General features: G+C 68.4%; 15 protein-coding genes. 11 read left to right on the top strand and 4 right to left on the bottom strand.

The window, feature by feature from the left end; translation table 11 throughout:
* The first annotated feature begins 73 nt into the window (after positions 1–73).
* The 6 genes from RAH39_RS11335 to RAH39_RS11310 all read left to right on the top strand — a co-directional run bounded on the left by RAH39_RS11335 (position 74) and on the right by RAH39_RS11310 (position 6,815).
* The gene (locus RAH39_RS11335) at positions 74–1,054 is read left to right on the top strand and encodes a lysophospholipid acyltransferase family protein (protein WP_306590213.1); all 981 of its coding nucleotides are present in this window, start codon (positions 74–76) and stop codon (positions 1,052–1,054) included.
* A 51-nt stretch (positions 1,055–1,105) separates the two neighbouring features.
* The gene (locus RAH39_RS11330) at positions 1,106–1,576 is read left to right on the top strand and encodes a GreA/GreB family elongation factor (RefSeq protein ID WP_306590212.1); all 471 of its coding nucleotides are present in this window, start codon (positions 1,106–1,108) and stop codon (positions 1,574–1,576) included.
* Between the two features lie 73 nt (positions 1,577–1,649).
* A complete protein-coding gene (clpX, locus tag RAH39_RS11325) occupies positions 1,650–2,894 on the top strand; it encodes an ATP-dependent Clp protease ATP-binding subunit ClpX (protein WP_306590211.1) in 1,245 nt (414 codons plus the stop codon).
* Between the two features lie 201 nt (positions 2,895–3,095).
* Positions 3,096–5,552 carry an endopeptidase La gene (lon, locus tag RAH39_RS11320; RefSeq protein WP_306590209.1) on the top strand — a complete coding sequence of 819 codons (2,457 nt, stop codon included), beginning with the start codon at positions 3,096–3,098 and terminating at the stop codon, positions 5,550–5,552.
* A gap of 29 nt (positions 5,553–5,581) precedes the next feature.
* Entirely contained in the window at positions 5,582–5,782 is a 201-nt protein-coding gene (locus tag RAH39_RS11315; RefSeq protein ID WP_306590208.1) for a hypothetical protein, read from the top strand.
* Between the two features lie 85 nt (positions 5,783–5,867).
* The gene (locus RAH39_RS11310) at positions 5,868–6,815 is read left to right on the top strand and encodes a YihY/virulence factor BrkB family protein (protein WP_306590207.1); all 948 of its coding nucleotides are present in this window, start codon (positions 5,868–5,870) and stop codon (positions 6,813–6,815) included.
* A 121-nt stretch (positions 6,816–6,936) separates the two neighbouring features.
* Here RAH39_RS11310 and RAH39_RS11305 read toward each other — a convergent pair whose 3' ends face one another.
* From RAH39_RS11305 to dnaE, 3 genes are read right to left on the bottom strand one after another with little or no spacing between them, the layout of a single operon-like run.
* A complete protein-coding gene (locus RAH39_RS11305) occupies positions 6,937–8,475 on the bottom strand; it encodes a sigma-54-dependent transcriptional regulator (RefSeq protein WP_306590206.1) in 1,539 nt (512 codons plus the stop codon).
* 38 nt (positions 8,476–8,513) lie between these two features.
* Positions 8,514–9,233, bottom strand: a complete 720-nt coding sequence (locus tag RAH39_RS11300) for a helix-turn-helix domain-containing protein (RefSeq protein WP_306590205.1) — start codon at positions 9,231–9,233, stop codon at positions 8,514–8,516.
* Positions 9,234–9,240: 7 nt separating this feature from the next.
* The gene (gene dnaE / locus RAH39_RS11295; RefSeq protein ID WP_306590204.1) at positions 9,241–12,870 is read right to left on the bottom strand and encodes a DNA polymerase III subunit alpha; all 3,630 of its coding nucleotides are present in this window, start codon (positions 12,868–12,870) and stop codon (positions 9,241–9,243) included.
* A 139-nt stretch (positions 12,871–13,009) separates the two neighbouring features.
* On the opposite strand from dnaE, the gene RAH39_RS11290 reads away from it, so the two are divergent.
* The 5 genes from RAH39_RS11290 to RAH39_RS11270 all read left to right on the top strand — a co-directional run bounded on the left by RAH39_RS11290 (position 13,010) and on the right by RAH39_RS11270 (position 18,278).
* Entirely contained in the window at positions 13,010–13,984 is a 975-nt protein-coding gene (locus RAH39_RS11290; protein ID WP_306590203.1) for an ABC transporter ATP-binding protein, read from the top strand.
* A 10-nt stretch (positions 13,985–13,994) separates the two neighbouring features.
* On the top strand, positions 13,995–14,855 hold the full coding sequence (locus tag RAH39_RS11285; protein WP_306590202.1) for a hypothetical protein: 861 nt from the start codon (positions 13,995–13,997) through the stop codon (positions 14,853–14,855).
* Positions 14,852–15,772, top strand: coding sequence for an ABC transporter ATP-binding protein (locus RAH39_RS11280; RefSeq protein ID WP_306590201.1), 921 nt, complete (start codon positions 14,852–14,854; stop codon positions 15,770–15,772). Before RAH39_RS11285 ends, RAH39_RS11280 begins: the two co-directional genes overlap by 4 nt.
* 79 nt (positions 15,773–15,851) lie before the next feature.
* Positions 15,852–16,640: a hypothetical protein gene (locus RAH39_RS11275; RefSeq protein WP_306590200.1), complete on the top strand. Its 789-nt coding sequence runs from the start codon at positions 15,852–15,854 to the stop codon at positions 16,638–16,640.
* A gap of 369 nt (positions 16,641–17,009) precedes the next feature.
* Positions 17,010–18,278, top strand: coding sequence for a M16 family metallopeptidase (locus RAH39_RS11270; protein WP_306590199.1), 1,269 nt, complete (start codon positions 17,010–17,012; stop codon positions 18,276–18,278).
* 9 nt (positions 18,279–18,287) lie between these two features.
* Here the strand turns inward: RAH39_RS11270 and RAH39_RS11265 are convergent, their stop codons facing one another.
* Positions 18,288–20,264: a M1 family metallopeptidase gene (locus RAH39_RS11265; RefSeq protein WP_306590198.1), complete on the bottom strand. Its 1,977-nt coding sequence runs from the start codon at positions 20,262–20,264 to the stop codon at positions 18,288–18,290.
* Between the last annotated feature and the right edge of the window lie 91 nt (positions 20,265–20,355).

Raw genomic sequence — 20,355 nt, 5'->3', positions numbered from 1 at the left:
TCAAGGAATCCTGAGGAGGGTTCCTGGTAGACTTCCACCCTGCGCCTCGTCTCACCGAGGCGCCCCTTTTTTTATGGCCGACCTCTCCTCCTCCACCCCCGCGCCCTCCCTCCGCCACCGCGTGGAGTACGCCGGGTTCCGGCTGCTGGACGGGATCCTGGGGCGGCTGCCGTGGACGACGGTGCAGGCGCTGGGCGAGGCGGCGGGCACGCTGTTCTATCTAGTGGACGGCCGGCACCGCCGGATCGTGCGGGAGAACCTGCGCTTCGCGGACCTGGGCCTGTCCGAGGCCGAGACCCGGGCCCTGTCCCGGGCCTGCTTCCGGCACTTCGGGGCCCTGTTCGTGGGCCTGCTGCGCCTCCGTCGGGCCACGCCCGAGGAACTGAACCGCTGGATCAAGGTCGAAGGGCTGGAGCACTTCGATGCGGTCCAGGCGGCGGGGAAGGGCTTCATCCAGCTCACGGGCCACTACGGCAACTGGGAGGCCATCGCCCTGGGCCAGAGCCTCCACGGCCGCACCCTCGACGCCATCGGACGCGAACTGGACAACCCGCTGCTGGAGCCCATTTCCCTGGCCTTCCGCACCCGCTTCGGGAACCGCGTGATCCTCAAGGACGGCGCCATGCGCGACACGCTCAAGGCCCTCAAGGCGGGGCGGGGCGTGGGCTTCCTCCTCGATCAGGACGCCCTCACCACCGGGGTGTGGGTGAAGTTCCTGGGGCAGTGGGCTTCCACCTTCGGCACGGCGGGCAGTCTGGCGGCCCGCTACGGGCTGCCGGTCCTTCCCGTGTTCAGCTGGCCCAACGGCGACGGCTCCTACACCGTGCGGTTCGATCCGCCCTTCGAGGTGCCCGTCACCGGGGATGCCGCTCGCGACGCCTGGACGGCCACGCAGTTGATGACGGCGCGCATCGAGGGCCAGATCCGCAAGGACCCCCGCTGGTGGTTCTGGATGCACCGCCGCTTCAAGACCCGCCCCGGGCAGGGGAACCCCCTTCCCGCTCCGCTTCCTCCTGCGGAGTGGGTAGAATCGTACGAAACCCTCCGCCGCTGACCCGGGCCCCACGGCCCGCCTTTTTTTGACCCCTTTCCGTTGGAACTCGCCATGCCCAAGCACGTCCTCGCGAAGCTGGAAAAGGAACTCAAGGACCTCAAGCAGGCCCTCCTGGTGGATATCCCCCAGGAGATCGCCCGGGCGGCCGGGCAGGGCGACCTGTCCGAGAACGCCGAATACGAGCAGGCCCTCGCCAAGCGCGACATGTTCCAGAACAAGCTGGTGACGCTGGAGAAGCGCATCGCCGAGGTGGCCAGCCTGGACATCAGCCGCCTGCCCAAGACCCGGGCCGCGTACGGGTCCAAAGTGACCATCCTGGACCTGGATTCCGAAGAGGAGTTCACCTACCGGCTGGTCCTGCCCGAGGAACTGGACGGCCATCCCCAGCATCTCAGCATCAGCTCCCCCATCGGGATGGCCCTGGTGGGACAGGAAGAGGGAGGGGAAGTGCGCGTTCAGATCCCCGCCGGCATCCGGCGCTTCGAGATTCTGGAACTCAAGACCATTCACGATGTAGCCTAGCCGCGGCGCCGTCCGGCGCCTCCTGGCGCCAGTCAGCCGCCACTTATGCATTGCCCCCAGGAGGGGAAGTCCCATGAACAAGTACAAGCGCGAGCAGAAATGCTCCTTCTGCAGCAAGGAGCCCCACGAAGTGGAGCAGCTGCTCGCGGGGCCCGAGGCGTTCATCTGCAATGAATGCCTGGAGGCGGGCCAGCTCCAGCTCCGCATGAGCCGCCAGGGCAAGCCCCTCGGGAAGCACGAGGCCCGGCTGAGCCGCCCCAAGGAGATCAAGGCCTTCCTCGACGACTACGTCATCGGGCAGGAGGGCGCCAAGAAGCGCCTCAGCGTGGCCGTCTACAACCACTACAAGCGGATCCTCACCCCCCGGAAGGCCCTGGGCGGGTCGGAAGTGGAGCTGTCCAAGAGCAACATCCTGCTCCTGGGCCCCACGGGCACGGGGAAGACGCTGCTCGCCCAGACCCTGGCGCGGTTCCTGGACGTGCCCCTGGCCATGGCGGACGCCACCACCCTGACGGAAGCCGGCTACGTGGGCGAGGACGTGGAGAACATCCTCACCAAGCTGCTCCAGGCCGCCAACTACGACGTGGAGCGGGCCCAGCGCGGGATCGTGTTCATCGACGAGATCGACAAGGTGGGCCGCAAGAGCGAGAACCCCAGCATCACCCGCGACGTCAGCGGCGAAGGCGTCCAGCAGGCGCTGTTGAAGCTGGTGGAGGGCACCGTTGCCAACGTTCCCCCCCAGGGCGGTCGCAAGCACCCGCACCAGGAGTTCATCCAGCTCGACACCAGCAACATCCTGTTCATCTGCGGCGGCGCGTTCGTGGGGATCGAGGACATCATCAAGCAGCGCATCCGCGCCAAGGCCGTGGGGTTCGGCTCCCGTCCCTCCTCCAAGGAGGACAAGGAGAACCTGCTCCGCCTGGTGGAGCCCGAGGACATCATCAAGTTCGGGCTGATCCCCGAGCTGGTGGGCCGCCTGCCGGTGGTGGCGGGCCTGACGCCCCTGGACCGCGAGGCCCTGGCGGCGATCCTCACCCAGCCCAAGAACGCCATCACCAAGCAGTTCGTGAAGCTGTTCGACATGGACGACGTGGACCTGACCTTCGAGGACGGCGCCATCGATGCCATCTCCGAGCAGGCCCTCACCCGCAAGCTGGGCGCCCGCGGCCTGCGGAGCCTGGTGGAGCAGATCCTGCTCGAGCCGATGTACGAACTGCCGTCGGACAAGCGCACCGGGCGCGAATCCCTCCGCGTCACCCGCCAGAAGGTGGAGGAGGTCCTGGGCATTCCCACCCAGCCCATCTCCGCCGCCGGCTGATCCCGGAGGACATCCGGCCGCCAGGCCGTTCAAGGACCCGTCAGAGGAAGCAGAGGTGGCAGAGATCGCGGAGAAGGACGAGCATGAGCTGGATGCCGTCGCCGCATCCCTCGCCCTCTCTGCGACCCTCTGCGCGGGTCGCTTTTTGTTAGGCGCTTTTGCAGTGTTCCCCACCCCTCTCCGCATGAATCGAGGCGTTCCTTGGCCGTTCCCAAGACCCTGACCCTGCCGGCCATTCCCATCCGGGACATGGTGCTGTTCCCCGGCGCGCGCGTCCCCTTCGTGGTGGGACGCTCGGCGTCGGTGCGGACCCTCGAACTGGCCATCAAGGCCGGCGACCACCTCCTGATGCTCACCCAGAAGGACGCCAAGGTGGAGACGCCCGCCCAGGACGACCTCTACCCCATCGGCACCCTGGCCCTGGTGGAGTCGGTCATCGCGCTGCCCAAGGACTACTACAAGGTGGGCGTGAAGGGCATCGCCCGGGTGAACCTGCGCCGCTACGACGACGGGGGCGAGGTCATCCAGGCGGAGGCCGCGCTTCTCCCCGAACCCGTGCCCCCCGCGGGGGAATCCCTGCTGGCCTTCCACCAGGCGGTGGAGGCGTTCCTCGGCCGGAATCCGGACGCGTCGCGGCTCCTCAGCCTGGATCAGATCCGCGAACTGCCTCTGGGCAAGGCGATCGACACCGTCGCCGGCTTGGTGCCCGCGGAGGTGAAGCAGAAGCAGGAAATCCTGGAGCAGCTGGACATCCTGCCCCGCCTGGAAGCGCTGATGCGGCTCCTGGAGCTGGATTCCGCCCGGTCCGAAGTGGACCGCACGCTGGACGAGAAGACCCGCCAGCGCCTGGATCAGGACCACAAGCAGTACGTCCTGAACGAGAAGATGCGCGTCATCCAGCAGGAGCTGGGCAAGAAGGAGGAGAAGGACGAATTCACCCGGCTCCGCGATCAGATCGAGGCCGCCGGGATGACCGCCGACGCGAAGGCCAAGGCCCTGGAGGAGCTGGAGCGGCTGGAGGCCATGCCCCCCCAGAGCGCCGAGGCCACTGTCAGCCGCACCTACCTGGAATGGCTCCTGGCCCTTCCGTGGAAGGCCATGGCGGAGGAGCGGCTGGACCTCCCCGAGGCCGAGCGGGTGCTGGAGGAGGACCACTCCGGCCTGGACAAGATCAAGGCCCGGGTCCTGGAGCACTTGGCGGTCATGGCCCGCCTGCGGAACCGCCCAGGGACGGAGGTGGGTGGAGACGCTGCCGAAGCCGGCGTTGCGGGCCACCCACCCCTCCGCGGGCCCATCCTGTGCCTGGTGGGGCCTCCGGGCGTGGGGAAGACCTCCCTCGCCCGCAGCATCGCCCGGGCGCTGAACCGGCCCTTCGTGCGGCTGTCCCTGGGAGGCGTCCGCGACGAGGCCGAGATCCGGGGCCACCGCCGGACCTACATCGGCTCCATGCCGGGCCGGATCATCTCGCTGATGAAGAAGGCCAAGGTCCGCAATCCTTTGATGCTCCTGGACGAGATCGACAAGATGGCCTCGGATTTCCGCGGGGATCCCAGCAGCGCCCTGCTGGAGGTCCTGGATCCGGAGCAGAACGCCAACTTCCAGGACCACTACCTGGACGTGGGCTTCGACCTCAGCCAGGTGCTGTTCCTCGCCACCGCCAACGTGCGGCACCAGATCCCCGAGCCCCTGGAGGATCGGCTGGAGGTCCTGGAACTGTCCGGCTACACCGCCCGGGAGAAGCTCGCCATCGCCGAGAAGCACCTGATTCCGCGGGCCCTCGAAGGCCACGGGATGCAGGACATGGGCGTGCGGTTCGACCCGGCGGCGCTGGAGAAGCTCATCCAGGCCTACACCCGCGAGGCCGGCGTCCGCCAGCTGGAGCGCGAGATCGCCAACATCCTCCGCAAGCTGGCGCGCCACACCCTTCAGCCCCACACCTCCGACGCGGCGGGGGAGCCCTTCGACCCCATCATCACCGCCGAGCGGGTTCCGAAGCTCCTGGGTCCCGAGAAGTTCCTGGACACCCGCCTGGACGACACCGCCCCGCCGGGGGTGGTGAACGGCCTCGCGTGGACGCCCACGGGCGGGGATCTGCTGATCATCGAGGCGGCCGTCCTGCCCGGCAAAGGCCAGCTGAAGCTGACCGGGAAGCTGGGCGAGGTGATGCAGGAGAGCGCCAACCTGGCCCTCAGCTTCGTCCGCGCCCGCGCCGAGCGGCTGGGGCTGAAGCGCGACTTCCTGGATACGGTGGACCTCCACGTCCACGTGCCCGAGGGCGGCATCCCCAAGGATGGGCCTAGCGCCGGAATCACCCTGGCCACGGCCCTGATCTCCGTGCTGACGGGGATTCCCGCCCGGGGGGACCTCGCCATGACCGGCGAGCTGACCCTGCGGGGCCGGGTCCTGCCCATCGGCGGGCTGAAGGAGAAGCTGCTGGCCGCCCACCGCCAGGGGCGCACTGCCGTCCTGATCCCCAGCGAGAACGCCCGCCACCTGGAGGACATCCCCGCCGAGATCCGGGAACAGCTCAGCATCCACCTCGTGAGCCACATGGACGAGGTCATCCCCCTGGCCCTCACCCGGATGCCCGCGCCCCTTCAGGCCGAGGGGTGCCCCGCTCCCGGGCCCAGCCGCCCGAACCCCGCCCCGCCGCAGTGACGGCGGGCCATAGCTGCTAGCCTTTTCCCATGCGCTTTCTCTCCAGCCACGTCATCCACTTCCTCGTGATGGGTCTCGGCATCGCCGTCGTCCTGGGGCTGCTCCATCCCACCACGCGGCCGGAGCGGACCCGGGCGTCGATCCTGAAGCACGCCGCGGGGCTGGTCGGAATCGGGCTGGCGCTGGCGTGGCTGATGTACCTCCTGCCGCGCCACCCGGTCCGGTTCTGAGCCCGGCCGCTTCTCACCACGGATGGAGACGGATGAACGCCGAGCCGGGGACACGGAACAGCGGACCCCTGCCGGTGGGGCGCTGATGGTGGAGGCGCTCCTGGGCCGCTGGGCGGCCCTCCGCGACCGGCTCCGGGAACGCGCCGCCGAGGTCTGGGCCGAAGTGGCCCGCGCGATGCCGCCGCTGGGTCGCGCCGGGGCCTTCGTGATGGAAGTGCTGGGGAAGTACCAGAAGGACGATTGCCTGAGCTACGCCGCGGGACTGAGCTTCTGGCTGATCGTCAGCCTGGTGCCGCTCTCGACGCTGCTGTTCAAGCTCCTGGGCGCCGTCCTGGGAGGCCGCGCCTACGGCCCCTCCACCCTGCGCACCCTCCAGGAGATCGTCCCGTATCTCCCGCGCGAGTTTGTGGTGGACGCCCTGGCCAACAGCCAGAAGATCGGCGGGATGGGCCTGTCGTGGGGCGTGCTGCTGTTCGGCAGCTACTGGGGCATCAGCCAACTGGACACCACCCTCGCCCACGTCTTCGGGCTGCGGGTCAAGAAGCACCGCCAGACCCGCAAGAACCACCTGCTCCGCCAGGTGGCGTTCCTGGTGGTGGGGCTGCTCACCATGGTCCTCTTCCTCGCCGTGCTGCTCGGCGGAGCCCTGCGCCGCTTCATGCCCGTGCGGCAGACGGACTTCATCCCCTACCTCGCGCCCCTCCTGGGCCTGGTGGTGATCACCGCGGTCCTCCAGCACCTCCCCCGGCTGCACGTGAAGTTCCGCCACGCCCTCCTGGGCGCGGTCATCTCCACGGCGCTGTGGTGGCTCGCCAAGTGGGGCTTCGGCGTCTACCTGCGCCACACCTTCACGTGGGGCATCATGTACGGCTCGCTGCTCAGCATCGTCGCCGGCCTGACGTTCCTCTACTACAGCTGCGCCATCCTCCTGCTCGGCGCCGAGATCACCGCCGCCTTCTACCGCCACGAGACGGGCGCCACCACCGTCCCGCCGGGACTGAGGCTCAAGTCCGGAGAGGCGAGGAAGCCGTAGTAATCAAAGGGACAAGAACTCACCACCAAGACACCAAGAATCAAAGCTTCATGCCCTTCTTAGTGCCCTTGGTGTCTTGGTGGTAAACGCTTCTTTGTTTTAGTTCCGAATGATTCTCGGCTCACTCGTCGTCCCGCCCCCGCTGGCTGGGCGGGATCTCGAATCCGTCGGCCTTGTACTCGTTGATCTTGTTCCGGACCGTGCGCAGGGCGATGTCGAGCTGCTCCGCGGCGTGGGTGCGGTTGCCCTTGAGGGCGCTGAGGGTGGACAGCAGCCAGAAGCGCTCCAACTCCGGCAGGCTCAGCCCCAGGGGCAGGACGACGGGGGTGCCGAGGGCCACGCCCACCAGCGGCTTGGTCGGATCCGCTACGGCGGCGCCGGCCGCGGCCGGAGAAGCGGAGGGCGCTTCGCGGGGCTGATCCCGACGGGACGGGAGGGAAGGCGCGGGCGTCCAGGCTTCGGGCGCGGCGGTCTCGGGGGGATCCTCCGGCAGGCCCTCGAAGGCGTCGGAAGGAAGGAGCCAGCGGAGGTCCTGCTGGCTGAGGCGGCGCCCCTGGCTCAGGACCACGCAGCGCTGGATGACGTTCTCCAGCTCGCGGATGTTGCCGGCCCAGGGATGCCGCGCCAGGGCCGCGAAGAAGCTGGGCACCAGCTCGGGCACCGCGCGCTCGTTCTCCCGGGCGTAGCGCTCGGCGAAGTGGGAGGCCAGCAGGTTCAGGTCGCCCGGCCGGTCGCGGAGGGGCGGCAGGTCCAGGGGGATCACGTTCAGGCGGTAGTAGAGGTCCTCGCGGAAGCGCCCGGCCTTCACCTCCGTCTGGAGGTCGCGGTTGGTGAGGGCGATGAGCCGCACGTCCACCGGGATCGGCCGGCTGCCGCCGAGGCGGTCCACGGTGCGCTCCTGGAGCGCGCGCAGCAGCTTGCCCTGGAGGCCCAGCGGCAGCTCGCCCACTTCGTCGAGAACGAGGGTGCCGCCGTCCGCCTGCTCGAACCGGCCGGGCTTCATGCCCGTGGCGCCGGTGAACGCGCCCTTCTCGTAGCCGAACAGCTCGGATTCCAGCAGGTTCTCGGGAATGGCGGCGCAGTTGATCGCCACGAAGGGGCCGCTGCGGCGGGGACTGGCGCCGTGGATCAGCTTGGCGAGCAGTTCCTTGCCGGTGCCGCTCTCGGCCTGGATCAGGATGGTGGCGCGGCTGTCCGCGGCGCGGCGGGCCAGGGCCAGGGTTTCGCCGAGCACCGGATCCTGCGTGAGGATCACGGGCGCTTCGGAGGGTTCCTCGGCCTTCAGGCGGGTGTCGGATTTCAGCGCCTTGGCGAGGGCGGAGGTGAGCTCCTCGGGGCTGAAAGGCTTGGACAGGAAGTCGAAGGCCCCCAGCCGCATGGCCTCCCGGGCGGTGTCGAGGCTGCCGAAGGCGGTGATCAGCAGGACGGGCAGGGCCGGATCCACGGCCTTGAGCCGCGCCGTGAGCTGCAGGCCGTCCATCCCGGGCATCCGCAGGTCCGTCACCACGGCGTCGTAGGCGCCGGGGCGCACCATCCGCAGGGCCTCCTCGCCGCCGCGGGCCTGCTCGGTGAAGAACCCGGACCGCTTCAGGCTCATGGCCATGCCGTCCCGCATCCCGGGATCGTCATCCACCACCAGCACCCGAAGAGGAGTCGCCATACCAGAGCTTCCGGGCGGCGCCAGAGCCGCTCCTCCCGTTATCGGGCCTCGGGGCCGGGACTGGAGTTTTGCGCGGGGCGGCGTTTCCGCAGCCGATGGGGCAAATCGCCCGCGCCCGGTTCCCCGCGGACGGGATCGCCGTGGCGGCGGATGAGCAGGTAGAGCTGGCGGCGGCTCACGCCCAGCCGCGCCGCGGCTTCCACCCGGTTGCCGTAGGCGCGGCGCAGGGCGCGGTGGAGGAGGAAGCGCTCCAGGTCGTGGAGGTTGGTGGCCAGGTCCTCGGCTTCGAACCGGGGCGGCCCCGGCGGCGCGGCCTCCGGCGCCTGGCGCAGCAGCTTCCAGCGCACGATCCGGTTCCGCAGCTCCCGCAGGTTGCCGGGGCAGGGCAGGGCGGCCAGGGCGGGAGGAAGCGGGCCGTCCAGGCCCTCCTCCGCCGCCAGGGCCTGGAGGAGGGCGGGAATGGCCTCGGGATGCTCCTCCACGGAGGGCAGGCGGAGCTCCAGGCAGGCGGCGCCCGGAGGCGGAGGAACGCGCGCGGCCACGATGCCGCCGCGATGGGCCGCCAGCCACGCCGTGCCCTCGGCGGCCGTTTCCGCATCTTTCCAGGTCCCGCGCCGCTGCTCCGCGAGGCCGGCGGCCAAGGTGGAAGCGCCCCCTCCCGCCGGGCCGTGGATCCACAGCGCTTCCGGCCGGGCCGCCAACTCGTCCAGGCGGGCGCCCCAGTGGGCGAAGCCTGGGAGGAGGTTGAGAGGAATCATCCGCGGCCTAGTAGGTCCAGGAGAGGGAACAGCCGGTCTCCTTCGCCAGGCGCTCGGCGAGGTCGGCGTCGTGCTTCAGGCGCAGGTCCCGGCCGGCGCGGACGCGGGCCACCAGCCCCTCCTTGGAGCGGTATTCGAAGGTCACGGGCAGTTCGCCCTTGTGGTCCGCCAGGATGGATCCCAGTTTCGGCGGGCACTCCCCCGCGGGCAGCCGGACGATGGCGCCGGTGAAGCCCCGGCCCTGGAAGCCTTCGAGGGGTTCGAGGGCGGTGGCGAAGACCTTCACGACGGTCTGCTCCTCCTCCTCTTCCCCTTCCGCGCCGCCGTTCCCGTTGCCCTGGATCGTCTCGATCTTCAGCTCCCCGGTGATCCGTAGCATGGCCTCGGCCACGGCCAGGTGGCGGTAGCGCTCGAAGGGGCGCAGGGTGGCCTTCTTCGTGGTGGGGTCCCACTTGCTGGCCATGAGCAGGACCTCCATCTTGCCGGTGAGATCCTCCACCTGGAGGATGGCCCAGGGTTCCCCCTTCTGGTTGGTCTTGAAGGCTACGGTGGAGACCATGGCGCCGAGGGTGACTTCGTTCCGGTCGCGGAGGCGGCCCGCGGTGGCGTCCTCCAGGACCTTCGCCAGGGTGCCGTGGGCGTGGACCTGGATGGCGTCGGCGAATTCCTCCAGGGGATGGCCGCTGACGAACAGGCCCAGGACTTCGCGCTCGGCGGCGAGGCGGGTGCGGCGATCCCAGGGCTCGATGCCTTCGGGAACCCGCCAGTCCTCGCTGAGGGTGGCCAGTTCCGCGTCGTCGAACAGGCTGGTCATTCCCGTGTCGTCGCTTCCGCGGGAGGCGGCGGAGACGGCGTCCGGCAGCCCCTGGATCAGCGCCGCGCGGTTGGGCTCCAGGCTGTCGAAGGCCCCGGCCTTGATCAGGCATTCCCACACCTTGCGGTTGGCCTTCTGGAGGTCGGTGCTCTTCAGGGCGTGGAACAGGTCCTTGAAGCGCCCTTCGGTCCGGCGAGCCTCGAGGATCGCCTGGAGCGCCGCGTCGCCCAGGCCCTTCACCGCGGCGAATCCGAATCGGATCTGAAGGTCGCCGGTGGCGGTGAAGTCCAGCGCGGATTCATTGATGTCGGGACCCAGGACTTCGATCCCGCGCTCCCGGCAGTTCTGGACGTACTTCGCCACGTCGTCGGTGCGGCCCGACTTGGTGGACAGCAGGCCGGCCATGAACTCCACGGGGTAGTTGGCCTTCAGGTAGGCGGTCTCGTAGGCCACCATGGCGTAGGCGGCGCTGTGGCTCTTGTTGAAGCCGTAGCCGGCGAAGTACTCGATCAGGTCGAACATCTCGGCGACCTTGGCCCTCTCGTAGCCCCGCGAGGCGCCCCGCTCGATGAACTTGGATTTCTCCTTGGCCATCTTCTCCTTGTCCTTCTTGCCCATGGCGCGGCGCAGCATGTCCGCCTCGCCCAGGGAGTACCCGGCCACGAGGCTGGCGATCTGCATCACCTGCTCCTGGTAGAGGATCACGCCGTAGGTGGGCGCCAGGATAGGCTCCAGGTCGGGGAAGAGGTAGGTGACGGGCTCGCGGCCGTGGCGCCGCTCGACGTAGGTGGTGCCCATGCCCGCGCCCAGCGGCCCGGGGCGGAACAGCGCGTTGAGGGCGATGAGGTCGTCGAAGCGGTCGGGCCCGAGCTGGCGGAGCAGCTGTTTCATGCCGCCGGATTCGAACTGGAACACGCCGTCGGTGTCCCCCGCGGAGAACAGTTCGAAGGTCTTCCGGTCGTCGAAAGTGCGGATGGCCGTCATGTCCTTGGGCTGGCCGTGGCGCCGCGCGATGACCTCCTGGGTCTTGGCGATCTGGGTGAGCGTCTCCAGGCCCAGAAAGTCCATCTTCAGCAGGCCCGCGCGCTCGGCCTCGACCATGGTGTACTGCACCATCACCTTGTTGTCCTTGTCCTTCGACAGTGGCGCGAACTTGGTCAGCTCGTCCGGCGCGATGATCACGCCCGCCGCGTGGACGCCGGTGTTGCGCGCCAGGCCTTCGAGCTTGGCGGAGATGTCGAGGATGTTCTTCACCTCGGGATCGGTGTCGTACAGCTCGCGCAGCTTGTCGCTCTTCTCCAGCGCCTCGCCCACGGTGATGGGCTTGCCGGGCTCCTGCGGCACCAGCTTGGTGAGGTTGTTGGCGAAGGCGAAGTCCTTCTCGAAGACCCGCGCCACGTCCTTGATGACGGCCTTGGTCTTGAGCTGGTTGATGGTGACGATGTTGCTCACCTTGTCCTGGCCGTACTTGTCGGTGACGTAGTCGATGACCTTCTGGCGGCCGTCGCGGCAGAAGTCGATGTCCACGTCGGGCATGGAGATGCGCTCGGGGTTGAGGAACCGCTCGAACAGCAGGTCGTACTGCATGGGATCGATGTCGGTGATCATCATCGACCACGCCACGATGCTGCCCGCCGCCGAACCGCGGCCTGGCCCCACGGGCACGCCCATCTCCCGGGCCTTGCGGATGAAGTCCCACACCAGCAGGAAGTAGCCGGGGAAGCCCATCTTCAGGATCATGTCCAGCTCGAAGGCCAGCCGCTCCCGGTACTTCTCCTCGGCGTGCTTCAGCGCGCCCGCCTGCCAGAGGGGGCGGCAGTCCGCCATCCGCGCCTCGAAGGTCTCCTTGGCCACCTGGACGAAATAGGAGTCCAGGTCGTGCCCCTCGGGCACGGGAAAGCGCGGCGTGACGGGCTTCCGGGTGATGGGGAACAGGTCCACCTTGGCGGCGATCTCCAGGGTGCGCTCCAGGTACTCGGGGTGGTCCGGGAAGACCGCGCGCATCTCCTCGGGCGTCTTCACGAAGAACTGGTCCGTGGAGAAGCGCATGCGCCGCTCCTTGGCCTTGGTGGTCTTGGTGCCGATGCACAGCAGCGTGTCGTGCAGGTCGGCGTCCTCGTGGTTGAGGTAGTGGGCGTCGTTGGTGGCCACCAGCGGAATCCCCAGCTTCGCGGCCAGCTGCTGCTGGAAGGGGATGATCTCCTTCTCCTTGTCGAAGCCCTGGTCCTGGATCTCCAGGTAGAAGTCCTCGCCGAAGAGGTCGCGGAAGTCCCGGGCCACGCGCTCCGCCTGGTCCAGGCGGTTCTGGAGGATCCGCGCCTGGACTTCGCCGCCGAGGCAGGCGGACAGGGCGATCAGCCCCTCGCTATGCTCGCGCAGGATGTCCTTGTCGATGCGCGGCTTGTAGTAGAAGCCCTCGGTGAAGCCCACGGACACGAGCTTCGACAGGTTGGCGAAGCCCGTGGCGTTCTTGGCCAGGAGCACCAGGTGGTAGCCCGCGTCCCGGGAGCCGCTGGGATCCACGCAGTCCTCAAGGCCCTCCTCGCCGGTGGTGTTCTTCGCTTCCAGCTTCTTGTCGAAGCGGGTCTTCGGCGCCACGTACACTTCGCAGCCCAGGATGGGCTTCACGGCCCAGTTACCCTCCGCGTCCTTCGTCTTCTCGCAGGCGTCGAAGAGCTTCATCATTCCGAACATGTTCCCGTGGTCGGTGACGGCTACGGAGGACATGCCGGTGGCGCGGCACTTCTTCACCAGGTCCGGGATGCGCGTGAGGCCGTCGAGAAGCGAGTGCTCGGTGTGCAGGTGGAGATGGGCGAAACTCATGGGGCCATTGTCCGATGGATCTTTCCCGGCCGGGCAAGTCCCCCGGGGCCAATGCCTCGCCGCCACTAAGCCCCGCTTCTTCCCTCGCCGTAGCCGCCAGGACCGTGCAGAATGCCCTGATCGCCGCCTGGAGGCCCCGTTGATCGCCTTCGAGAATCTGGAAGTGCGCTACGCCGCCGCGGCGGCGCCCGCCCTGAAGGGCCTGACGCTGTCCCTGGACCGGGGGATCGTGGGCCTGCTGGGGCCCAACGGCGCCGGGAAGTCCACCCTCCTGAAGGCCCTGCTGGGGCTGCTGGTTCCCACGCGCGGCTCCGGCGCCGTCCTGGGCGTGCCGCTGGGCGCCCCGGAGACGGCGAAGCTGCGGGGCCGGATCGGCTACATGCCCGAGTACGACGCCCTGATCGAGGACGCCTCGGCCTACGAGCAGGTGGCCTTCTGGGGGGAGCTGAGCGGCCTGGCGCCGGACTCCGCCCGGGATCGCGCCCACGAGGTGCTGTACTTCGTGGGGCTCGACGAATCCCGCTACCGCCCGGTCAGCGGCTATTCCACGGGCATGCGCCAGCGGGTGAAGCTGGCCCAGGCGCTGGTCCACAGCCCCGAGCTGGTCTTCCTGGACGAGCCCACCAACGGCCTCGACCCCGACGGTCGCCGCCGGATGCTCGATCTGGTGCTGCGGGTCCACGCGGAGCTGGGCACCGGCGTCATCTTGGCCTCCCACCTGCTGGGCGACGTGGAGCGCGTGGCGGATCAGCTGGTGATCCTCGACCAGGGCCAGATCAAGGCGGCGGGCTCCATGGCCGGGCTGCGGAAGGCGCTGGCGCGTCGGATGGAGCTGCGCTTCCTAGATCCCCTCGACGCCGCGCAGGAGGCCTCCCTGGCCCAGCTGGGCGCCATTCTCGAAGCCCGGAACGGGCTCTACGACCTGGAACTGGCCGAGGCCGATCCCGCCGGCGCCTTCCGCTGGGCGGAGGCCCACGGCGCCACCCTGATCCAGGCGACGCCCCGCCATGACCGGCTGGACGAGGTGCTGCTGCGGGCGCTGCACGGGGATGCTGTCCGGGGCTCCGGCCTGCGTTCGGATCAGGCGGAGCCCGCTGCGAACTTGCTTCGATAGGAAGGTTGAGATGCCGATCTACGCGCCCACCCTTCCGCCCGCGCCGGACCTCCGCCACGGCCATCCGCCGGCCCTGGTCCTGGCCCGCTTCGATTTCGCGCGCCTGTGGCGCCAGCGGATCGGGCGGTTCTTCGGGTTCGCGTTCCTGATGATCCTGCTGTGGAAGGTGGCCCGGATCTACCTGGACCATCTGCTGCACACCAACCGCTCCTTCCAGCCGCTGCAGGACTTCGCCAAGACGGTGCTCACCCAGGGCGCGGACTTCCAGGCGGACCTGCTGAACCCCGCCAGCTACCTGCTGTGGTTCCTGGTGGCCCTGGTGGGCGGCGGGCTGGTGGCGCGGGACACGCTCTACCGCGTCCGGCCGCTGATGTACGCCCATCCCGTCAGCCCGAAGGACTACCTCCTGGCGAAGGTGGGGTTCGCGTCGGCCCTCCCCTTCGCCATCCTCCTGCCCTTCGCGATCCTGCCATGGCTGATGTCGCTTCTCCTGGCGGGCACTTCGGGTCCCGTGTGGGTCAGCGTTCCGCTGCGCCTCCTGCCGGCGATGGGGATCAGTTCGCTCCTGATGGGATCGCTGGCGGTGGGGGCCTCCAGCATGGCGGGCACCCCGCGGGCGGGCGTGGGCTGGGTGCTGGGCCTCGTGTTGGGAACCACCGCATTGACCTCCCTGATCCACGGCCTCACGGGGTTCCGCGCGGTCCAGGGGCTCAATCCGATCCTCCTCGCGGAGGCGTGGCCCCAGCTTCTGGTGGGCGTGGCCCACCCGCTGGTGGACTGGATCCCCGCTCTGGTCGGAACGGCCCTCCACATCACGGTCTGGCTGGCCGTGGCCGCGCGGCGGACCCTGCCCTCGGAGGCCGTCCTGTGATCTCCCTCGACCGCGCCTCCCTCCGCTACGGCCCCATCCTGGGCCTCAGCCCCACCACCTTCGACCTGCCGGACGGCGGCGGAATCACCGGTCTGCTGGGGCCCAACGGCGCCGGGAAATCCTCCCTCCTCCAGCTGCTGTCGGGCCTGCTCCCGCCGTCGGGCGGCACGGTGAAAGTGTTCGGCGAGGCTCCTTTCCGCAATCCGGCGGTGCTGGCGCGCGTGGGGCTGGTGCCGGAGGGCGACCGGCTGCCCACGGGCCTCCGCGCGGACCGTTGGCTGCGGATGATGGGCGAGCTGGCGGGACTTTCGGGCGAGGGCCTGAAGTCCGCAACGGCGAAGGCCCTGGACGTCGTCGGCATGGCGGATCGCGCCCACCTGCCGTTCACCCGCATGTCCAAGGGGATGCGCCAGCGGATCCGCCTGGCCCAGGCCCTGCTGCACGATCCGGCCCTGCTCATCCTCGACGAGCCCTTCAACGGCCTCGATCCCGAGGCGCGGCTCACGCTCATGGCCCTCCTCCGGGAACTGGCTGTCAAAGGCACGCGGATCCTGGTCTCCAGCCACATTCTGGGAGAGATCGCCCAGCTCACCGACCGCATCCTGCTCCTGTTCCGGGGCCGTCTGCTGGCGGAGGGCAGCGTCGCCGAGATCCGCCAGCTCCTGGACCGCCATCCCGTGGAGCTGCGCCTCACGGGCGACGCCGGGGTCCTCGCCCGCTGGGCCGTGGAGCAGCCGGAGCTGGCGGCCCTCCGCATGGAAGAAGGCGCCGTGGTGATCTCCGTCCGGTCGCCCCGCGGGATCCTTCCCCGCCTCCAGAAGGCCGCGGCCGAAGGGAACCTTCCCCTCCGGGCGCTGGATCCTCTGGACCTCAATCTGGACGCCGTCTTCCAGTACCTCACGAAGGATCACGCCTAATGCTGGCCCGGGGCTCCTCGCTGCGTGAACACTTCCGGGCCTCCGTGTGGGCACCTTCCTGCGATCGACCGAGGAACCCATGAACGCCACAGCTCCCTCCCCCTGGATGACGCTCCGCGCCACGGCCCGGGGCTACGCGCCGCGGGTGATCCAGGGGCGCGGGTGGATCCTCGCGGCGCTGGTGATGGCGCCCGTCGGCCTCAGCCTCCTGATCTTCACCATCGTCCGGCTTCGGGGCCTGGACGCCAGCCCCGGCGAGGCCATCCGGGTCTTCCACGAGGGGCTGGTGAAGATGATGCTGCCCATCATGGCGCTGGTGGCGGCTCCGGCTGGGATCCGGGAGGACCTGGAGCAGCGCACGCTTCCCCTGCTGCTGGTGCGGCCCGCTCCCGCCTGGGCTCTCCCCCTGGGAAAGGGTCTGCCCTGGTTCGCCTGGGGCGCGGGCTGGCTGATGCTTGGCGCCCTCGGCCTCCAGCTGATCGGCGGCGATCCCGCGCTGCTGCCGGGCCGGATGCTGGCGCTCGTGGCCGCCTGGTGGGGCGAGCTGGCTCTCCTCACCCTGGCGGGCCTCGTCTTCAAGCGGGGCACGCTGTGGGGCGCGCTCTACTTCTTCCTGTGGGAGCCGCTGGTGCGGATCTTCCCGCCCTTCCTCCAGCGCCTGACTTTCACGCACCACATCGAGAGCCTCGCCGGCAGCCGCGCGGCCGAAGTCCGGGCCACCCAGCTCCTGGCCCAGGAACAGGTGACCACCCATCCGGCGCTTTCCCTCCTGGCCCTCCTGGCCTTCGGCGCCCTCTGTTGGGCCCTGGCGGGCTGGAAGCTGAACCGCACGCCCGTGGGGCTGGCGGGGAGCGAGGGGGAAGGGTGAAGAAGGGAAAGCGGAACACCGATGGACGCCGATAAAAGCTGATGAACACCGAAAAGGGGTTCCCGAGCATCGGCCAAGCTCAACGCGGCGCACGGAAGATGAAGAGCTGAAACCGCAGATGTCGCCGATGGCGCAGAAACGGCTCGGGATCCTCAGGTTCCCCAGATTGAAAATCAGGGCTGTGATGGATGTGCGTCGGCGTCCATCTGTGTCATCGGCGACATCTGCGGTTTCATGTTTTCCTGGCTGAAATTCTCCAGTCCTTAGGAAAGGATTCTCTTAATCGGTGTTCATCAGCTTTATCGGTGTCCATCGGTGTTCCATTTTTCATGTGCAGGGCCTTCTGGCCCCCGCCGGTAAACTGGAGGGATGGCCGAACCCTTCCGTACCGTCACCCCCGCGGGCACTGAAATCCTGATCGAACCGCTCCCCCACGTGCGGAGCTGCGCGGTGGGGTTCTGGGTGCGGCGGGGCTCGCGGCACGAGGGGCCGGCAGAGGAAGGGCTGGCGCACTTCCTGGAGCACACGGTCTTCAAGGGCACCGAATCCTTCCCCACGCCGGACGAGCTGGCGGCGGCCACGGATCGGCTCGGCGGCCACGTGGACGCCTTCACCGGCAAAGAGGTGGCCTGCTTCTACGGGAAGGTGCTGTCGGATCAGCTCCCGGATCTGGTCCACCTGCTCGGTGAACTGGTGACCTCGCCCCGGTTCGATGCCGACGAGCTGGCGCGGGAACGCGGCGTGATCCTGGAGGAGATCGCCCAGAGCGAGGACCAGCCGGACGACTGGGTGAGCGAGCTGTTCTACGGCGCGTTCTGGGAAGGGACGCCGCTGGCCCATCCCATCCTCGGCCGCCGCGACCAGGTGGCCGGCTACGGTCCCGCGGAGGTCCGGACCTTCTTCGATCACACCTACCGCGCGCCCAACCTCGTGATCACCGCCGCCGGCGCCGTCGATCCCCAGGGCTTCCTTGCCCTCCTGGCGCCGATCCTCGATCGCCTGCCGCAGGGAGCCGCGCGGGAATCGTCCCTTCCCATCCGCACCCGGCCCTTCCTGTCCAACGTCCCCCGCAAGGACCTCCAGCAGGCCAACCTCGTCATGGGCTTCCCGGGCCCCGGCCACCGTTCTCCGGATCGCGCTGCGGCGCACCTCCTCAGCCACGTCCTGGGCGGGGGGATGGCCTCCCGGCTGTTCATGGAGCTGCGGGAGCGCCGCGGCCTGTGCTACCAGGTGGGCAGCTACCTCAGCCCCTACGCCGACACGGGCGCCCTGCAGATCAGCGCCAGCTGCGCTCCGGCGCAATTGCGCGAGCTGGTGTCCCGCACCATGGCCGAGTGCGCGCGGATCCGCGCCACCGGCGTGGCGCCCGACGAGTTGGAGCGCGCCCAGCTCCAGGCCCGCACCGGCCTGGTCTTCAGCCAGGAGAGCAGCAGCAGCCGCATGTTCAGCCTCGCCAATCAGGCCATCCAGCAGGGCCGCCTCCAGACCCTGGACGAGCAGGTGGCCGAGATCGCCGCCGTCACCCCCGACGACCTCCTGCGCGTCGCCCAGAACCTCCTGGACCCCGCCCAGCTCGGCCTCAGCGTCCTCGGCACCCGGAAGGGAACCGACGTCCGGGCGAAGGATCTGGTGGCCTGAGAGGCAGCTCTATTTGGGCATCTGCGTGCCCCAATAGCAGTCGCGGAAGAGAGGGCCAAAATCCTTCCTGGCGGCCATCGTGGCGACCTGTTCTACAGAAGCGGTGGTGAGGGTCTTCCAGCGGAAATTGGCGAGGAGCGATTTCAGGAAGATGGCGAAAGTCTTGTCGCCCATCTCCTTGTGCAGGGCGGCGAGGACCAGCGCCCCTTTCTCGTAGAGGAGGGTGGTCCGAGCCATGAACGAAGCACGGGGATCATCGATCCAGCGCAACCGGTTGGCGAAGGGGATGGTGCCCGACTCGGCATAGGCGGAAGCATCGTTGCGCCAGCGGCTCAATAGTCCCTCATAAGCGCTGACGCCTTGGTTCTTCATGCTCCGAAGGGCGAGAATGGATGCGTAGTTCGCGAAGGATTCGGTGACCCACTGCTCTTCGAAGGTGGGCATCTTCACGAGGTGGCCCCAGTACTGGTGGGCGATCTCATGGGCGAAACGCTGATTGATGCCCTTGGTGAAGAAGCTGCTGATCACGTCCATTTTCGCGTCGAAGGCTTCGTTGGTGATGATCATCATCCCCGGAGGGGCCTGTCCGAATCCCAGGGCGTTGACCTGGATGATGTTGAATTCCTGGAAGGGGAAGGGCTCGAAAAGCCCTTCGTAGAAGCCGATGGTCTGCCGGGCGATGTCGATGAGCCGCTTCTGCATGCCTCCGCCCTTGTTTCCATACGAAGCCACGCGGATCGTGAGGCCGTCCTTGGTCTCCTCGGTGAGGCTGTAGGCTCCCGCGAACATGGAGAAGAACTGGACCGGCTTGTCGATTCGGATCTCCAGGAGATTCCCGTTCTCGCCCTGAACGCGCCGAATGGTCTTTCCAGGGGCGACGGGCACGTCGTCCTTCGGGGTCTGGACCACGGCGTGAACCGTGTAGGCCTGTCCATCCATCTCAGGCTGAGGGAACCAGGGCTCGACGCCCAGTTCCCAGTAGTTGTCGCCCCCGGGCCGCAGAAGGATGGGCCCGCCGTATTCGAACGTGAGGGTGAAGGGCTGACCTGCGGGCTGGGGATGATCGAGTTGCACCAGCAAGGTGTCGTTCCGGTGGTGGAACGGCAAGCTCCGACCTTCCGCGTCGGTCACCTTCGCCACTTTGTATGTGCCCAACTTATAGGCGCGGTCCACCAGATCGTAGAGGTTCAGGGAGAGGATCGCCAATCCCTCATCACCCGCGGTCAAAGTCTCCACGACCTTCAAGTTCGCGCCTCCCTTTCCGGCCTTCATGTCGATGTCCACGGCGCGCAGGTTGAGCAGGGGCGCCAAGGGGGCCTTCCACGTCCAGCCGAGGGGTTGCTCGGAAAGGAGGATTTTGCGCAATCCATCGTAGACGGTGGGCTGATAGGGATCGGCGATGGCCCATAGGCTTTCGCGCTGAGCGCTCCCCTGGTCCAGGGTGTAGAGGAAAGGACTGTCCGCGCCCTTGATCTCCGCCCGGACGAGGGTGGTGGCGGGCGTGTTGGCGAGGTGGACGGCGAAAGCCTGGCCGCGATCTCCCAATCCATCCCGCTGGAAGAATGTCCAGTCGGAGGCGAAGGAAGCGCTGGGGGTTTCGGCGCTGCTTCCCATCGGGAGGATGGGATTGAGGCCCGCCTGCCACAAGGTGAAGCTCTGGAGTTCCTCCGTAAGGATCTGCTGGCCGTTCACGTCGCCGAGAATGGCTTTGGAGGCGTTTTTGGCCAGGTGATGCTTGTGGTTGGACGAGAAGACGGCTCGCTCGAGGGGCTCTTCCGATCGGTAGCGGAAGGATCCCTTGCCCTTGAAGTGGAACCCCAGGACCCGCCCCTGGTTCATGAGGGGGGCGAGGGTTCCCGAGGCCATGCTCAGCGTCATGCGACCGACGGGCAGATCCCAGTTCTTCACGTTCACCGCCTCCCCGAGGGTGGGGCGCTCCGAGTACAGGGCCACCCGACGGCTCAGGTCCTGGGGGGCCGCTTCCACGGCGCGTGTCGAGAGAGACGCTGAGGCGAGCACGAAGCACATCGCAAGGTGTAGGCAGGCAGAGACTCGCATGATCGCTCCGACATCGAGG

Source organism: Geothrix sp. 21YS21S-4 (assembly GCF_030845995.1).
Classification (GTDB): domain Bacteria; phylum Acidobacteriota; class Holophagae; order Holophagales; family Holophagaceae; genus Geothrix.
Note: the sequence above shows the minus strand (reverse complement) of the source record. Positions and strands in the feature narration are given on the sequence as shown.

Excerpts from the sequence above, each read along its gene's own strand:
- RAH39_RS11335 (WP_306590213.1), top strand. The coding sequence starts at position 74 with ATGGCCGACCTCTCCTCCTCCACCCCCGCGCCCTCCCTCCGCCACCGC.
- RAH39_RS11330 (WP_306590212.1), top strand. The coding sequence starts at position 1,106 with ATGCCCAAGCACGTCCTCGCGAAGCTGGAAAAGGAACTCAAGGACCTC.
- clpX (WP_306590211.1), top strand. The coding sequence starts at position 1,650 with ATGAACAAGTACAAGCGCGAGCAGAAATGCTCCTTCTGCAGCAAGGAG.
- RAH39_RS11315 (WP_306590208.1), top strand. The coding sequence starts at position 5,582 with ATGCGCTTTCTCTCCAGCCACGTCATCCACTTCCTCGTGATGGGTCTC.
- RAH39_RS11310 (WP_306590207.1), top strand. The coding sequence starts at position 5,868 with ATGGTGGAGGCGCTCCTGGGCCGCTGGGCGGCCCTCCGCGACCGGCTC.
- RAH39_RS11305 (WP_306590206.1), bottom strand. The coding sequence starts at position 8,475 with ATGGCGACTCCTCTTCGGGTGCTGGTGGTGGATGACGATCCCGGGATG.
- RAH39_RS11300 (WP_306590205.1), bottom strand. The coding sequence starts at position 9,233 with ATGATTCCTCTCAACCTCCTCCCAGGCTTCGCCCACTGGGGCGCCCGC.
- dnaE (WP_306590204.1), bottom strand. The coding sequence starts at position 12,870 with ATGAGTTTCGCCCATCTCCACCTGCACACCGAGCACTCGCTTCTCGAC.
- RAH39_RS11285 (WP_306590202.1), top strand. The coding sequence starts at position 13,995 with ATGCCGATCTACGCGCCCACCCTTCCGCCCGCGCCGGACCTCCGCCAC.
- RAH39_RS11275 (WP_306590200.1), top strand. The coding sequence starts at position 15,852 with ATGAACGCCACAGCTCCCTCCCCCTGGATGACGCTCCGCGCCACGGCC.
- RAH39_RS11270 (WP_306590199.1), top strand. The coding sequence starts at position 17,010 with ATGGCCGAACCCTTCCGTACCGTCACCCCCGCGGGCACTGAAATCCTG.